Genomic DNA, 16,626 nt, shown 5'->3' with positions numbered 1-16,626 from the left:
CGCGGACGGCTCGCTCACCCCGCCACCCCGAACAGCCGCACCAGCGACTTCTCCAGCATCAGCAACTGCCACAGCAGGCGGCCATGGTCGGCGCGGGCCGTGCGGTGGTCGTCGGCGATCGCCTTCAGCCGCGCGCCGTCGAACCAGCCGGTCGCGGACAGCGCCGATCCCTCGCCGATCCGCTGCGCCTCACCTGCCAGCGGGCCACGGAACCATGCGGTGATCGGCGTCACGAACCCCATCTTGCGGCGATACAGGATCTCGTCGGGCAGCCTTCGGGCAAGCGCCTTCTTAAGCAACCACTTGCCCTGCCCGCGGTGCAGCCGCAGCGCCGCCGGAAGACGGGCGGCGAACTCGACCAGCCGGTGGTCGAGCAGCGGCTCGCGCGCCTCCAAGCTGACGGCCATGCTGGCGCGGTCCACCTTCGTCAGGATGTCGCCGGGCAGCCAGATCTGCATGTCGGCATACTGCGCACGGTCGATCGGGTCACGCGCCGGCGCCCCCTCCATCGCCGCGACATAGCGGTCCTCCGCCCGGTGTCCGCCCAGGCCGCGCGCGAAACCGGGCGCGTACAGCGCGTGGCGATCGGCATGCGACGTGATCCCGACTGCGGTGGCATAGGCCTCCGCCCCGCTCTGCCCCAGCGACTGCAAGGTCGACTTGGCGCGCAGCATCTGCGGCGCCCACGCAAGTTTCGGATAGGCCGCCCCCAGCCGCCCGAACACCGGTTCGCGCCAACGCGCGGGGATCAGACCGCGCACCCGTTCCTCCGCCGCGTGAAAGGCATGGCGACGATAGCCGGCGAACGCCTCGTCCGCGCCGTCGCCCGACAGCGCGACCGTCACCGTCTCGCGCGCCAGTTCGCAAACGCGGTAGGTCGGCAGCGCCGACGCATCGGCGAACGGTTCGTCATAGGCGGCGACGAGCGTATCGATCAGCCCGAAGTCCGTCGGCGACACGGTCCGTTCGCGGTGGTCGGTCGCGAACCGGTCCGCCACCATGCGGGCATAGCGGGTCTCGTCATGACCGGCGCTGTCGAACCCGATCGAACAGGTGCGGACCGCCTGCGGGCTGGCCTCCGCCATCATCGCGACCACGCCCGACGAATCGACGCCGCCGGACAGAAACGCGCCCAGCGGCACGTCCGCTACCATCCGCGACCGCACCACATCGCGTAAGCAGACGTCCAGTTCCTCCTCCAGCGCCGCCGCACTGCCGGTTGCGCGGTCCGCGAAGCTCAGCTGATACCAGCGCGTCGGGGCCGGCAGCGGCTGCCCGCGCCGGACCAGCATATGATGCCCCGCCGGCAGCTTGTGGACGCCGGCCACGATGCAGGCGTCGTCCGGGACATAGCCATAGGCCAGATAATCGTCGATCGCGGTCAGGTCCGGCGCCGCGCGGAACAGCGGGTGGGCCAGGATGCCCTTCAGTTCGGACGCGAACAGCAGCGCGCCGTCCGACAGCGTCGTGTAGAATAGCGGCTTCACCCCGAACCGGTCGCGCGCCAGGAACAGCGTGTTCGCCGCCGCATCGTGCAGCGCGAAGGCAAACATGCCGTTGAACCGGTCGAGACAGGCCGGCCCCCATTGCCGATAGGCATGCAGGATCACCTCGGTATCGCAATCGGTGTGGAACCGGTGGCCAGACAGCAGAAGTTCGGTGCGGACTTCCTTGAAATTATAGATTTCGCCATTGAACACGATGGTCAGCGCATCCAGCAGCATCGGCTGCGCGCCGGCGGGCGTCGGATCGAGGATGGCCAGGCGACGATGGCCCAGCCCGACGCCGCTGCCCGTCCAGACACCCGCCCCGTCCGGCCCGCGATGCGCGATCGCGTCGGTCATGCCCCGCACACGCGCCGGATCGACCGGCTTTGCCGTTTCGCGGTGAAATATTCCCGCAATGCCGCACATCAGCGCGCGGCCCGATCGGCGAGTGCATCGACCGGACCGATCGCGACGCGGAACGCATCCAGCGTCGGGCGGGCGGTGCCGCCGCGCGGAGCCTGCGCCGACAGCAACACGGCGACCGCGCGCTGCGATCCGCCCATCAGCCGGTTACGAAGGGTTTCAAGTTTCACGCGGGTCTCGCTGCCGGTGGTGAGGGTGCCGATACGGTAGAAGATCAGGACGTCGCGCGGCGTATCACCGGGACCGACGATCCGCATCGCGCGCCCGTCCGCGATCTTCGCGCCGTCCGCCCCCCATGTCCAGCGGCTGGTCGGATCGACCGCACCGATGCCGTAGCCGACGATCTCGTGCCCTTCCGCCTGATCGCCATAGGCGGCGATGGCAAGATCGACTATCTGGCCTTCCGCCGCGCGGTAATGCGCGAGCGCGAACCGGTCCGCCCCCGGGAATTGCGGAGACCAGGGCAGGCCCGCGCCGTCCGGTACGATCGTCCATCCCGCCGGCTGCGGCAGCGTGATCGGTGCGGGCGGCAACCGTCCGCCCGATATCACCAGTGCGGACCAGGCGATCGGCGCGGCGGCGATCAGCACCGCGGCGACCGCGATCACCGTACTACGACGGGGATCGACCAGCGGCGCGACCGGTTCGATCCGGGCCGGGTCGAACGCCGGATCGTCCGGCGCGCGATCGAAGAACCGCCAGCTGACGCCCAGCAGCAGCGCGATCACGAACGCGAAGAAGAACCAACCGTACAGCACATGGTCGAAACTGCCCGCGACATCCGTGTCCGAATAATGCGCCACCAGGATCGTGCAGAACGCCCGCACCCCGTTGGCCAGCACTGGGATGAGGATCGCGAGGCTCATGAACACGGCGCGACGCCGGGGGCTGCGGAACCCGACATTGGCCCCCAGCGCACCGAACGCCAGCATCGCGATCAGGAACTTGGCGCCGGAACAGGCCTCCGCCACCTCGAACCAGCCGTTCGCCGTCGTGATGAAGATGCCGTCCAGTCGCGCCGCGATCCCGAACAGCTGGAGCAGCACCATGCACATCCGCGCCGTCACCGCCTGCAACGGCGGCACCAGCCCCTCCCCCGCCGGCACGAGGAAGAAGGCGTAGCACAGCGGGAACAGCAGCCCGCGCGCCACCGCCGGGCCGAGCGTCGCCACCACAGCGCCCTGCAGCATCAACACAAGCCCGAGATGCCGCGCCACCGCCACGCCCGCCGCCTGTCCCAGCAGCCAACCGCCCGCCCCTACGGCCACGATCAGCAGCCCCGGCGCCCAGCCCCGCGGGTTCAGCCGCGCCAGTTCGGGCGCGCGCTGCCACACCATCCAGCCGATCAGCGGCGGGATGAACAGGCAATGTTCGAACGTCGAACTGGTCCACCAGATGACCGCCATGTCCGCGGCATCGCCATGCAACAGGAGCAGGATCGCCAGCAACGCCGCGGCCACCACCGGGATCGCGGCCGGCCAGCCCGCGCGGCCGTCAGCCGCCATCGCCCGGGCCGACGCGATCGTGCCGGGCGTCATTCCGCCGCGATCGCGCTGGCGTCCTCGGTCCCGCCCACCATCGCGGCCAGCGGGGCCAGCACCCGGTCCCAGCCGTACCGTTCCACCATCCGCGCGCGCGCCGCCCGGCCCAGGCTGGCGCGCCGCACCGGATCGGCGATCAGCGCGCGGACGGCGTCCGCCTGCCGGTCCGGGCCGGCGACGATCAGGTGGCGGCCCGGATCAGCGTCGATCCCCTCATGCGCCGCGGGGCTGGCGACCACGGCCTTGCCCATCGCCATCGCTTCCAGCACCTTGTTCTGGATGCCGCGCGCCAGTTTCAGCGGGGCCACCACGACCTCCGCCGCGGCCAGCCACGGCCGTACGTCGGCCACCGCCCCGGTCACCTCGACGCCAGGCAGCGCGGCCAGCGCCCGCACCGCCGGCACCGGTGCGCGCCCGACGATCACGAACCGCGCGGTAGGGAAGCCGGCGCGGATGGTAGGCAGCACAGCCCGTGCGAACCCGTCGACCGCCTCGACATTCGGGGCATAGTCCATCTGCCCGGTGAACAGGATCAGCGGGCCGCCGTCGGACGCGACGGGCACGACATCCGCATCGGGCCGGAAAGTCGCCAGGTCTATGCCGTTCTCCAGTGCCATCACGCGCGCGGCGGCGGCGGGATGGCGACTGGCAAACAGCGCCGCCTCCGCCCGGCTGACGAACAGCGACAGGTCCGCGCGGTCGGCGACCGCCGCCTCATAGGCCGCGAGCAAGCGGCCTTCGCGTGCGTTGACGTGCCGCCAGAATGGACCGGCGGTGGCCGCGTAACCGGCGAACTTCGCGCTATCGACGTCGACAAAATCCATCAGAAAGCGGGCATGAACGTCATCCGGCACGAACTGCGCCATCTGCCCTGAAAAGGCATAGACCGTGTCGAACCGGATCCGTCCGAACAGGCCGTGTGCGGCGCGGCGCATCGCCGGATCGTCGAACATCGCCAGCGACACCGGCCGCCGCGACGCAAGCGCCGACAGCGCGGCGAACGCCCGCCCGCGGCGCCGCACGACGACCGTTGACGACGCGACCCACGGTGCCAGGCCGTCGGCATGTGCGGCATCGGCCGCGTCGTCGGCAAAGGTCAGCAGGTGGACACGGCCGAGTGCGGCCAGTGCCTTAAGGATATTGAAGGACCGGATCTTGTCGCCGCGGTCCGGCGGGAACGGCACGCGGTGGCACAGGAACAGGATGTCGCGGCTCACCCCAGACCCCGTGCGATCCACGGCCCGATCAGGTTCGCGACCGGCAGGGGCAGCTTCTTCCAAAGCGCGATCTTCGCCTGATATTGCGGATCGAGCGGATTGATCTCGCGCGGAGCGTCGCCGTGAATTGCGTAGGACAGGGGTTGCGGATCGAACCCCCAGTTGCGCTTGAACGCGGCGGCCCCGGTGCCGACCTTCGACCGGCCGAAATCAAACCGGGTACAGCCGCGCGCACGGGCATGACCCATCAACGCATAGTACATAAGGTCGTTGGCGCGCATGACCCGGGCCTCCCCGGTCCCGCCGCCCCAATAGGGCAGCACGGTGCCGCGATGATAGAGGCTGAGGACCGATGCGATCGCCCTTCCGTCATGATGGACGGTCAGGATGTCGGCATCGTCGCCGAACCGGTCGAGCACCGCGCCGAACAGCTTGGCAGGAAAAACCGGCGTGCCGAGGTTGCGAACACTCGCCGCATAGACGGCATGATGGTCTGCGCGCGCCTGCGCATCGCGGCCGGTGGTTACGGTCAGCGGATTGCCCAGCGCGCGCCGCACCTCGGCCCGCTGCTTGCGCGGGATCGCAAGCAGTTCGGCTGCATCATCGGCCGCGATCGGGCGCGTGAAACCGGCATAGGTCGTATCGTCGCGGTGCCATCCGGTAGGCAGCCAGCCGCCGCGCAGTTCGACGGAGGGACAGGACGTCCGTTCCGCCAGCGCTACCGCCGCATCGGCCAGCGCATGAGCGGCATCGTCGTCGTCCGCCAGTATCCCGCCGCCCACCGCAAATCCGGTCGCCGCCAGCGCGCGCCCGAACAGCGCCGAATGGACCTCCGTCAATGGCAGGATGCCGACGAGCGCTTCGCCGCGATACGCCGCGAGCAGATGCGGCGTCTGTCCGCACCCTTCGCATACGGCGAAATTCCAGGTCGACAGGTGGAAGGGCGTGCCATCGGGATGGCCGCGCGCATAATGGTCGCACGCGCTGACGACCGCAGGATCGGCAATCACGTCCCGGACCGAAAGACCCGTCATCACAAGATGACCGCCACCGTCGGGCATCACCGGACGCCCCGTCGATCACCGGACCTGCGATGGATAAGCCGCGTGCAACGGACAACAGTACCCCGGCGAAGGCCGGGGGCTAGGTAAAACTGCTTTACCAAGGCCCCGGCCTTCGCCGGGCTGCGGTTCATGCGGTGCCGGCCGATCGCCACGACCGAAGATACCGCGTAACGCCGCCCGTGCGGCGGCATGACACAGACGACTTCATCGCAACACATCGGACCACGGTTCGCGGGTCGGGCACTCACAACGTCGCGGCCTGCCGGGCAGCGACGCTGTCCGTGCGGTCCCAGGCGAATTCCGTCAGCAGCCGTTCCAGCTTGCCTTCCATCGCGGACAGTCGGCTGTAGTGGCGCAACTTCGACCGCAGCGGGGCGTGCGTCACGCGCGGCTGCGCCGGGTCGATCTCCCACGGATGGAAATAAAACACCGCCGGACGTCCCTCCGTCCCGTTCGCGCGGTCGATCGCCCAGCGCGTGAAACCATAAGGCAGCATGCGGAAGAAGCCGCCGCCGCCCGCCGCCAGTGTCCGTCCGCCGATCCGCGCGGTTGTGACCGGCAGTTCGATCAACGCACTGTCCGCCAGCGGACGCCAGACGTGGCGCGGCGACTCGGGCCAGCCATAATGGTCGTGCCGCACGGGTGCGACGCTGGACGAATAGGCATAGCCCGCCTCCGCCAGCACGGGGTGCGCCCAGGGCGTCCGCGCATCGATCGAGAAACTGGGTGCGCGGTAGCCCGTGACGTGCGCGCCGCCGGCATCCTCGATCGCGGCGCGTGCCTGCGCCAGGTCGTCGCGAAACTGGTCGGGGGTCAGCGTGAAGACCCGCTTGTGGTCCCAACCATGACTGGCGATCTCATGCCCGGCGGCCACGATCCGCCGGATCAGCGCCGGGTGCTGCGCCGCGACGCAGCCCAGCGTAAAAAAGGTCGCCTTCACTCCCGCCCGGTCGAACAGCGCAAGCACTGCATCACCGTTGCGCGCGACGCGGTCCTCGCATCTTCCCCAGTCCGCCCGGTTGATCACCTTTTCGAATGCGCCGACGTGGAACCAGTCTTCGACATCGACCGACATCGCGTTGCGCAGTGGGGGCGTCTGGACGTCGGGCATGGCGGATCAGGCCGCGTTGTGACGCGAACGATCGGCGCGGCTGAACGGAGTGTCGCTCTCGACCCAGTCGATCAGCAGGCCGAGCACCCGGCGGAGTGACGCTTCCAGTTCGTCCTGCCGCGCTTCGATCGCGTTCAGGCGGGCGTCCTGCGCCGGCTCCGCACGCAGCGGCGTGACCGACGCGCTGCGCAGCCGCGGTTCGACATCGCTGCCGGCCGCGATCCGCGGGCGATTGGCGTCGCCGTCCATCTCGGCCGCCACGCTGTCGACCAGCGCCGCATCGATCGTGCTACGACCGTCGACCGCGGCGGCCAGGAGGACGCGACCGGCAATCTGGTTCAGCTTGCGCGGCACCCCGCCCGAATGACGGTAGAACGCGTCGTAGGCCGAGGTTTCGAAATCCGGATTGCCCGCCCAGCCGACCTGCGCCAGCCGGTGCAGAATGTACGGTCCGACTTCGTTCGCGGTCATTGGGTCCAGATGGTGCGTCGCGATCACGCGCTGCCGCAACTGTTCCAGCCGGTCCGATCCCTGCAACAGCTCGCGAAACTCGGGCTGGCCCAGCAGGAAGATCTGGAGCAGCGACTCCCCGCCCGACTGGAAGTTGGACAGCATCCGCAGTTCTTCCAGCGCGCCGGGCGACAGCGTCTGCGCCTCGTCGACGATAAGCAACGTCCGCCGTCCGCTCCGCGCCTGGTCGAGCAGATGCCGTTCGATCCGGTCGAGTAGTACCGCCTTGCCCTGCTCGCCGCTGGCGATGCCGAACGCCTGCGCGGCAAGCCCCACCAGCTGATCGCCGTCCGCCTGCGTCGACGCCATCCGTACCGCGGTCAGTCGCTGCGGATCGATCGTCGCCATCAGGTGCGCGACCAGCGTGGTCTTGCCCGCGCCGATATCGCCGGTGATGACGATGAAGCCCTCCCCCTGCGCCAGGCCGTAGCCCAGATAGGCCATCGCCTTGCGGTGCGTCGCGCTTTCGAACCAGAAACGCGGATCGGGCGTCAGCTGGAACGGCCGGTCGGTCAGGCCATAATGGTCTTGGTACATCTTCGCGCCTCCTGCGCGGCATGATAACCGCGCATTCCTTAACGATCGCCTAGAAAACGTAGCGGGCGCCGACCAGCAACTGGCCGGAGATGTCCGTGTCGTAATCCGTCTGGTCGGTCGCGAAGACCGCGACCGTCGCATTGCCGCTCAACCGGTCGGTCAGGCGGCGGTAATAGCTGCTCGACGCGCCGCCGGTCAGGACACCGTCGGCCCCCGGCAACCCGCTTTCGAACCAGCCGACGAAGATCTGGTTCGAAAGGCTGGACCGGTCGTCCAGCGCAATCGATGCATTGGCCTGCGCCGTCACGCCGCGATCCGTGACATTGTCGAACGCGATGCCGTTGGCGACCAGCACCGGCCCCAGATAGCGCCGCTCGTCATAGCCGATCCCGAAGCCGAGCGACACCGCCCCACGCTGGTTGGTATAGAGCGCGTTGATGCCGCGCGCGCGGTAGTTGGATGTGCTGGCCGACTGGAACGCATCGTTGAAACAGCCGCCGGTGCCCTGATTGCCGAACACGCACCCGTCGAACCGGTTGTTCAGCCCGGTCCGCGGCACTGCGAACTGCGTGGGCAGCGAAGCCAGGTTGTTGCCGACCGACCGGCCGAAACTGTCGATGCCGTTATAGACGCCGATCGTCACGCCGCTGCGCGAACTGATCCGGTGACTGAACGATCCGTTGACCGCCAGCTGCCCGTACCGCTTGCCTACCGTGGCGACCAGCGTGGTCCGCACGCTGGGTCGCCAGATGACGCCGGCATCGTAGAACAGCCCGTCGAAATCATAGGCGATCAGCCGGGGAGCCGACCGGTCGGCCACGAAGCGGCCGTTGCGGTCCACCACCGGCACGCCGGCGGCGCTGCGCTGCACGGCCTGTTGCGACACGCGGATATCCTCATATCCGATGCCTGCCGTCAGCGCGAGCGTGGGGGCGACCGGCACCACCACCTGCCCGCGCACGAACGCATTCTCGAACCGCTGATCGAGCGGCCGGGCGTTCTCGCGCGAATAGGAACCCGACACGTTCCAGCCGAACGGCAGCCGGCCCGGCTGCATCCCCACGCTGGCATTGGCCAGATGGCTGGTCGAACTGTTGTACCGGTTCAGGGCCGCCTGACCATCGCCCAGCGCGGTGCCGCCGAAGCCGTCGTCCGTCTTGACGTAGCCGAACCGGTAATTTGCCGCGACGTCCAGCCCGCCGACACGCGTCGCCAGGCTCGGGCCGACATAGCCGCCATAGACCTGGGTCACATTGTCGCCGCGCCCGAGGAAATCGATGCCGCCCCCCCGCGCGTCGATCCGCGTCCGCGTCGCGATCGCCCCGGCCTGCATGGTCAGCAGGTTGGGAACGAGTTGCATGCTGCCCCGCGCCAGCCCGCTGTGCGTGTCGCTGGGCACCGCACCGTCGCCGCCCCATGGAAAGCGCCGTTCGTAGCGGTAGCTGAGCGTGCCTTCGACGCGCTGGCCCGCCGCCCCCGCATCGACGCCGGCGGCCAGCACACTGTATGTCAGGACATCGCGACCGCCGGTGATCGGCACGTCGAGGATCTGCTGCGCTTCGATATAGGGCGTGACAAAGGTCCGTGGCGCGGCAAACGCGCCCGTCCCCGGCAGGCTGCCGATGGCCGCGGCCAGGATGATCGACCGGCGCATGTCAGTCCCCCTGCCCATAATAGGAACCGAACCGGCGCCCGCCGGACGACATGGCCGTCGCATTCAGCAGGAGCCGGATATCGGCACAACCAGACAGCAGCGCCACCGCTTCGTGCAGCTCCGTCTCGCCCGTACGGTCGGCGCGGACAACCAGCATGACGCGGCCGACATGATGCGCCAGTTCGGACGCCGGCGACGCCGCCAGCGCGGGCGGCGAATCGAACAGCACGATCCGGTTGGACCGTTGCGCCGCGATCCTGTCCAGCACGGTCCGGGTCCGGTCGGACGCGAGCAGTTCGGTCGCGTCGTTGCCCGCCCGTCCGGCCGGCAGGACTGACAGGTTGCCGACGTCGGTCCGGATGATGCAGCCTTCCACATCCAAGCGTGGATCGGCGATGGCGTCCATCAGGCCGGGTCCGTCCTCCAGCCCCAGCAGTGCGGGGATCGACGGCTTGGCGACGTCGGCATCGACCAGCAATACCTCGAAATCCTTTTCCGCCGCGATCGACAGCGCAAGGTTGACGGCACAGAAGGTCTTGCCTTCCGCCGGCAATGCGGACGCAACCAGCAGCATCCTGTCGCGCGGGCTGGCGTCCGGCGCGGTCGCGGCCTGCAACAGCTGGCGCTTCACCAGCCGGAATTCCTCCGCGATCGCGGTTACCCCGCCATCCAGCGTGACGAACCCGGCGGCGGCCAGCGCGCCTTGATTGACGCTGCCGCGCCGGTTGGGGGCGGCCGGCCCCGCAAACGCCGCCTCGATCCGCTCCCTATCCAGCGGTGGCCGAGCGTCCACCACCGGGCCGGGCGCACGGGCGCGGGCCGCGGCCCCGAAATCATAGACTTCGGCGGCACGCTCGAACAGCGAACGGCGGGGTTCGGTCATCTCGACGTTCCTCACGCTACCAGCCCGCGCTGGATGAATTCGATCGTCATCAGCAGGATGAAGCAGCCGACCAGACCTGCGAGGCCGCCCGCAAAGCGCACCGCATGCTTGCGCCGCACCGCCTGCTGAACCGGCGTCACCACTTCGGACACCGCCCCCAGCACCGGCAGGCCGGTAGCGGACGCCAGCTTGCCCGCGGTGGGATAGGTCGTCGTCAACTGTCCGCGGGCGAAGGCCACGCCGACGCCGGCGCCCAGCGCCACGATCAGGATGCCGGCCAGCAGCAGTGGCCGTTTCGGCGCGACGGGCACCTGCGGCGCGGACGGCGGGTCCATCACCTGCACCCGCACGGCATCCGTCTTGGTGCTGACGTCGGCGCGCAACTGCACCTGTTCGCGGTCAAGCAGCAGCTTGTCATATTGCGTCTTCAGCACCTCGTAGCCGCGGTTCAGCCGGTCCTGTTCGGCGGCAACGCCGGGTTCGGACGCCTGCCGCGACGAATAGGACGCGATATCGGCCTGCAGGCTGGCGCGGCGTTGCGACAACGCCGATACCGTCCCCTGCCGGTCCGCCTGCACCGCGCGCAGCGAGGCATAGGCCGGGTTCTGCATGCTGCCACCACCACCGCCGCCGCCAGTCGACTCCCGTGCTGCCTCCGGCCGGACCCGCGCAATCTGGGCGCGCAACGCGATCACGTCCGGATGCTGGTCCGTCCAGCCACGCGCCGCCGCGTCGCCCATCTGCGCCTCCAGCGCCGCCAGCCGCGACCGCGCACCGCCGACGGCCGCACCGCCGCCGCCATAATATGGCGCGGGCACGGTGGCGGGCGTGCTGGCCAGCTGGCCGCTCATTGCGGCCAGCGAACTCTGCGCGGCGACCAGTTCCGTTTCGACCTGGCTCAGCTCCATCCGGGCCTGTTCGGCGCGCTGTTCGAACGAACCGACGCCGGGCAGCAGGCCCATATATTTCTGCTGGAATTCAACGCGCCTGGCCTCCGCATCCGAAAGCTGCGCCGCACGCCGGGCAAGTTCCTGGTTCAGGAACGCCAGCGTCTGGCCCGCCTCCGCCCGGCCGCCCATGACGTTTTCGGTCGAAAAGATCGTGACGAGCTGTTCCACCACCCGGCGGGCCAGCACGGCGTTGGTCGCGTCGCTGTTGCCGCCGGCCGATATCCGCGCGCTGATCTCGAACATATTGTCCGGCAGCGCCTTCACTGTCACCGCGTCGCGCAGCGTCGTGATATGGCCCGCCATCGTCGCATCGTCGGCACCGGCGGGCACCATCCCGCTCGCCAGCACAACCTTGCGCAGGTTGGCGGCGGACAGCAGCGCGGACCGGACACGGTCGATATCGCCCTGCTGATCGTTCGGGCTGATGCCCATCGTGTCGCTCAGCATCGACTGGTTCTGCACTTGGACGCGCGCTACGCTTTCGTAGCTGTTGGGGATCAGCGCGATGACCAGCCAGCCAAGCAGCGCGACGCCCCAAGCGACACCGAGCGCCAGCCAGCGTTGCCGCCAGACCGAATGCAGCGCGATCTTCAGTTCGTCGTAAAGGCCGTTCATCTGTATCCGCCGTTCCCGCTCGCTTGCCCGTCCGATCGCCCCGCCGGGGTCAGAACATGCTTTCGGGGATGATGATGACGTCGCCCGGTTGCAACGCCACGTTGGCGCTGGCGTCGCCCTGCTTCAGCAGGCGGCCGATGCGCAGGCCATATTCGGTCTGCTTGCCCGACGCCTTGTCGAACCGGATCAGCCGCGCCTTGTTGCCCGACGCGAATTCGCTCAGGCCGCCAACGGCGATCATCGCATCCAGCAGCGTCATGTTCGCGCGGTACGGGATGGACGCGGGCTTCGCCGTGGCGCCCACGATGCGCACCTGTTGCGAAAAGGTGCCCGAGAAATTGTCGACGATCACCGAAACCAGCGGCTCCTTGATGAAGGTACCCAACCGCTGCGTGATGTCGTCCGCCAGCTGCGCCGGCGTACGGCCCACGGCCGGCAGGTCGGCGATCAGCGGCGTCGTGATGCGTCCGTCGGGCCGCACCTGTACCTTGCCGCCCAGTTCCGGGTTCCGCCAGACGAAGATCGTCAGGCTGTCGAGCGGTCCGATGACATAATTCTCGCTCGGCCCCTGCGCGCCCGATACGAACGCGGCGGCCGGCAGCTGCGGTGCCGCCGACTGCCCGCCGGCGCAACCGGCAATGGCGGTGGCGGTCAGCGCCAAGGTCAGGACAGTTGCGGTCTTAACGGTCATGGTCTTCACCTTGGCAGCTGCTCGGGCGATGCGGATCGCTCCTGGGGTTAGGGTTCCTGCATGCGTGGTACAGGTGAAGATACGGTTAGGAACACCGCCTGGTTCGCGTCTTTACCAGAAAGTAACCGTCATTCGGGACAGATTCGGGCGTCGCCGTCCACCAATCGTTCGATCGGTGGCGGGTGGCCGAGAAAGGCCGCCGGGCTGGCCGTCGCGCCATAGGCGCCCGCCATGAAGATCGCCACGACATCGCCGACATCGGCGTGCGGCACCGCCACCCGGTCGCCCAGCCGGTCCAGCGGCGTGCAGAGGCACCCGACGATGCTGGCCGTCTCGGTCGCCGGCGCGCCGAACCGCGTCGCGATCGCCAGCGGATAGTTGCGCCGCACGACCGTGCCGAAATTGCCGGACGCCGCCAACTGATGATGCAAGCCGCCATCGGTGACCAGAAAGGTTTCGCCGTGGCTCTCCTTCCGGTCGATGATCCGGGTCAGGTACACCCCCGCCTCCCCCACCAGCCAGCGGCCCAGTTCGATCGCGAACCGCGTATCCGCCAGCACCGCGTCCCGCGCCGCAAGCGCATCCGCCAGCCGGCGACCCACCGCGGCGATATCCAGCGGCACCTCGTTCGGGAAATAGGCGATGCCGAACCCGCCGCCCAGATTGACCAGCGGCGGCGCCGTGTCGCTGTCGCGACTGACGCGCGCCGACAGCGCAATAGCGGACGCCTGCGCATCCGCGATCGCATCGGCATCCAGCGCCTGCGATCCGGCAAAGATGTGCAACCCGCGATAGTCCGCGCCCGCCGCCACGATCCGCCGGACCAGGGCCGCGGCCCGGTCCGCATCCACCCCGAACGGCTTGGCCCCGCCGCCCATCTTCATGCCCGACCCGCGCAGGTCGAAATCCGGATTCACGCGCACCGCCAGCCGCGGCCGTACCCCCGCATCCGCCGCGATCGCGATGGCGCGTTCCGCCTCCCCTTCCGACTCTAGGTTCAGCGTGACGCCGGCCGATACCGCGGCGCGCAGTTCACGGTCGCGCTTGCCCGGCCCGGCAAAGCTGACATGCGTCGCGCCGGCCGCGACCGCACTGGCAAGTTCGCCCGCGGACGCCACGTCGATCCCGTCGACCAGCGCCACCATATGCGTCAGCAGCGCGGGCCACGGATTGGCCTTCATCGCGTAATGCAACGAGACGCCGTCAGGCATATGCGCGCGAAATGCTGCCACCTGCGCCCGGACGCGCGCCAGATCGTACACGAACAGCGGGGTATCGCCGGCCGCGGCGATATGCGCCGAAACGCCCTTCCCCGCGATCTGCAGTTCCCCGTCGATCGCGGCGAAGCCAGCCGGAATGATCCCCATTGCCTTCATGCGCGATACTCCGTCTTCAGCGCCACGCGGTCGAGCTTGCCGTTCGCGTTGCGTGGCATGTCCGCGCGCCAGATCACGTCACGCGGCACCATGAAATTCGGCAGGTCACGCTTCATCGCGGACAACAGCCGTTCCGCGTCGCCATCGCCGCGCGCGATCAGCAACACGGACTGCCCCAGCCGTTCGTCCGCAATGCCCAGCGCTACCGCCTCCGCGGCGCCGGCCGCAACCGCCGCTTCCTCCACCTCGGTCGGGCTGATGCGGTTGCCGGCGGACTTTATCATCTCGTCGTCGCGCCCGACGAAACGGAGCAGCCCGGCCGCGTCGCGCATTACCGTATCGCCGGACCAGACCGCCATGCCACCCAGCACCGAAGCAGCCGGCGCGGGCCGGAAACGCAGCGCGGTCCGTTCCGCATCGTGCCAGTAGCCCTGCGCCACAAGCGGCCCGACATGCACCAGCTCACCCGGCATCCCGTCCGCCGCGATCGTGCCGTCCGCCGCCACGACCAGTATCTCGGCGAACGGGATCGCGGTACCGATCGAGTCCGGATGCCGATCGATCAGCGCGGGGTCGAGGAATGTCGACCGGAACGCCTCGGTCAGCCCGTACATGGAAAACAGCCGTGCGTCGGGAAACAACGCGCGCAGCCGCCGGACGAGCGGCACCGACAGCCGCCCGCCGGTATTGGTGATCCGGCGGAGCGTCGGCGCGCCCGCACCCGGCCACTTCGCCTCGACCAGCTGGACCCAGAGGGGCGGGACGCCGGCCAGGGTGGTGATGCCGTGCCGCGCGACCGCCTTCACCGCATCACCCGCCGTCAGATAGTCGAGCGGACAGGCACAGCCACCGGCCGCCCAGGTGGCGAGCAGCTGGCTTTGCCCATAGTCGAAACTGAGCGGCAGCAGTGCCAGCACGCGGTCGTCGGCCGCCAGCCCGAGATAATGCGCGACCGAAACCGCACCAAGCCAGAGATTGGCGTGACTCAGCATCACCCCCTTCGGCCGTCCGGTGGAGCCGGAGGTGTAGAGGATCTGCGCTAACGCGTGCGGATCGGCGTCCGGCGGCGACGCGGGCAGCGGATCGTGGTCCGTGGGGATCGAAAGCGCATCGATCGCCGCCGCCGCGCGTATGTCGCCGGGTTCCAGCGTCGCGATCCGCGCCGGCTGACTTATCAGCAGCACGGCCCCGCTGTCGGCCAGGATATGCGCCACCTGCGCCCGTTTCAGCAGCGGATTGATCGGAACATGGACCATCCCCGCCCGCGCACAGGCCAGCGGCAGCAGGCACGCAATGCGCGTCTTCGGCAGCCAGCACGCAACCCGGTCCCCGACCGCCGCCCGGGTTAGCAAAGCGGCAGCCAGCACGCCGATGGTCCGATCGAACGCGCCATAGTCCAGCGTGCCGCCGCGATCGACCAGCGCCGCATCCCGTGGCCGTCCGCGCAGCGCCAGCCGGTCGAGCCGTTGCGGCACCGGATCGGGTCCATTAACCGGAACTTGCACTCTTCCTCCCTACATCCAGCGACGGCGACCGGCCGCAGGATAACGCGATGCACGTTAATGTTCACCTCTACGAGGATCTCGCTGCGGTCGCCGCCGACGCCGGCCCGGCGCTGGACCGTGCCGCGCAACCGAACCTGTTCGATCGGATCGCCTGGTTCCGGCTGATCGCCGCGCATCTGGCCGACCTCCGCCCGGTCGTCATCCGAGCGGAATGCGACGGGGCACGCGCCTGGCTGTTCCTCACGGATCGCGGGGGCGGTCGGGCGGAGGCGCTCGCCTGCTGGTACACGCTCGGCTTCGCCCCGGTGTTCGCCGGTGCCGGCGGGCATGACCGGTTGCTGGCCGCCTGTGCGAAGGAAGCCAAGGCGCGGTTCCGGCTCGTCACCCTGTCGCCGATGACGGACGAAGACCGCACGCTGGTCGAACGCGCCTTCGTCGCCACCGGCTGGGGCACCATCGCGACGCCGGCGACGATCCGTCATGCGGTCGCGGTGGAGGGCGACTTCGCCACCTGGTGGGCGGGGCGACCGGGCAAGCTGCGCAACACGGCCAAGCGCAAGGCGAAGGCATCCGCGTTCCGGATCGAGATCGCGGACGGGTTCGACCCTACGCTGTGGGCCGCCTACGAGACGGTCTATGCGGACAGCTGGAAGGGTGCGGAGGGGGCGCCTGCCCTGCTCCGCGCGCTGGTCGAGCAGGAGGGTGCCGCTGGCACGCTCCGGCTCGGCATCGCCTTTCTGAAGGGCGCGCCGGTCGCGGCGCAGTGGTGGCTGGTCGAGCGCGGCCAAGCGACGATCCACAAGCTGGCCTATGTCGATGCGGCCCGCGCGCTGTCGCCGGGCACGGTGCTGACCGCGGCGATGTTCCGCCATGTCATCGACCGCGACCGGCCGACGGCGATCGACTTCGGCACGGGCGACGATCCGTACAAGGCGGACTGGATGGACGAACGGCAACAGCTATGGCGCGTCGATCTGTTCCGGCTCTCCAGCCCATCCGCTTTGCTGCGCTACGCCCGGGCGCGAGCGGCGGCGCTTGTCCGGGGGGCGAAGGGCCGTTAGT

The 16,626-nt window shown here is 69.2% G+C and carries 13 protein-coding genes; 1 reads left to right on the top strand and 12 read right to left on the bottom strand.

Translation table 11 applies throughout. The features are described 5' to 3' along the window. Positions 1-14: 14 nt before the first annotated feature. From BKY59_RS05450 to BKY59_RS05395, 12 genes are all read right to left on the bottom strand, one after another. Complete coding sequence (locus BKY59_RS05450; protein ID WP_076069224.1) at positions 15-1,913, bottom strand: XrtA/PEP-CTERM system amidotransferase; 1,899 nt, start codon at positions 1,911-1,913, stop codon at positions 15-17. Next, the gene (gene xrtA / locus BKY59_RS05445; RefSeq protein WP_083671894.1) at positions 1,913-3,448 is read right to left on the bottom strand and encodes an exosortase A; all 1,536 of its coding nucleotides are present in this window, start codon (positions 3,446-3,448) and stop codon (positions 1,913-1,915) included. The genes BKY59_RS05450 and xrtA overlap by 1 nt, the downstream gene beginning before the upstream one ends. Then, complete coding sequence (locus BKY59_RS05440) at positions 3,445-4,668, bottom strand: TIGR03087 family PEP-CTERM/XrtA system glycosyltransferase (RefSeq protein WP_076069221.1); 1,224 nt, start codon at positions 4,666-4,668, stop codon at positions 3,445-3,447. Before BKY59_RS05440 ends, xrtA begins: the two co-directional genes overlap by 4 nt. After that, on the bottom strand, positions 4,665-5,702 hold the full coding sequence (locus BKY59_RS05435) for a FemAB family XrtA/PEP-CTERM system-associated protein (RefSeq protein ID WP_076069736.1): 1,038 nt from the start codon (positions 5,700-5,702) through the stop codon (positions 4,665-4,667). Before BKY59_RS05435 ends, BKY59_RS05440 begins: the two co-directional genes overlap by 4 nt. Before the next feature lie 274 nt (positions 5,703-5,976). Further along, positions 5,977-6,843 carry an XrtA system polysaccharide deacetylase gene (locus tag BKY59_RS05430; RefSeq protein WP_076069219.1) on the bottom strand — a complete coding sequence of 289 codons (867 nt, stop codon included), beginning with the start codon at positions 6,841-6,843 and terminating at the stop codon, positions 5,977-5,979. Positions 6,844-6,849: 6 nt separating this feature from the next. After that, entirely contained in the window at positions 6,850-7,890 is a 1,041-nt protein-coding gene (locus BKY59_RS05425; protein WP_076069217.1) for an XrtA/PEP-CTERM system-associated ATPase, read from the bottom strand. Between the two features lie 49 nt (positions 7,891-7,939). Beyond that, positions 7,940-9,544, bottom strand: coding sequence for a hypothetical protein (locus tag BKY59_RS05420; RefSeq protein ID WP_076069215.1), 1,605 nt, complete (start codon positions 9,542-9,544; stop codon positions 7,940-7,942). A gap of 1 nt (position 9,545) precedes the next feature. Further along, positions 9,546-10,427, bottom strand: coding sequence for a P-loop NTPase (locus tag BKY59_RS05415; RefSeq protein WP_076069734.1), 882 nt, complete (start codon positions 10,425-10,427; stop codon positions 9,546-9,548). 11 nt (positions 10,428-10,438) lie between these two features. After that, complete coding sequence (locus tag BKY59_RS05410; RefSeq protein ID WP_076069213.1) at positions 10,439-11,992, bottom strand: XrtA system polysaccharide chain length determinant; 1,554 nt, start codon at positions 11,990-11,992, stop codon at positions 10,439-10,441. 49 nt (positions 11,993-12,041) lie between these two features. After that, complete coding sequence (locus tag BKY59_RS05405; protein WP_420822075.1) at positions 12,042-12,683, bottom strand: XrtA/PEP-CTERM system exopolysaccharide export protein; 642 nt, start codon at positions 12,681-12,683, stop codon at positions 12,042-12,044. A gap of 128 nt (positions 12,684-12,811) precedes the next feature. Beyond that, entirely contained in the window at positions 12,812-14,059 is a 1,248-nt protein-coding gene (locus BKY59_RS05400) for a pyridoxal-dependent decarboxylase, exosortase A system-associated (protein WP_076069210.1), read from the bottom strand. Further along, a complete protein-coding gene (locus BKY59_RS05395) occupies positions 14,056-15,564 on the bottom strand; it encodes an AMP-binding protein (RefSeq protein WP_076069208.1) in 1,509 nt (502 codons plus the stop codon). Before BKY59_RS05395 ends, BKY59_RS05400 begins: the two co-directional genes overlap by 4 nt. 47 nt (positions 15,565-15,611) lie before the next feature. On the opposite strand from BKY59_RS05395, the gene BKY59_RS05390 reads away from it, so the two are divergent. Further along, on the top strand, positions 15,612-16,625 hold the full coding sequence (locus BKY59_RS05390) for a GNAT family N-acetyltransferase (RefSeq protein WP_076069206.1): 1,014 nt from the start codon (positions 15,612-15,614) through the stop codon (positions 16,623-16,625). Position 16,626 lies beyond the last annotated feature (1 nt).

This window comes from Sphingomonas montana (assembly GCF_001956315.1).
GTDB lineage: Bacteria > Pseudomonadota > Alphaproteobacteria > Sphingomonadales > Sphingomonadaceae > Sphingomonas_R > Sphingomonas_R montana.
This window is presented reverse-complemented; position numbering and strand designations above follow the sequence as displayed.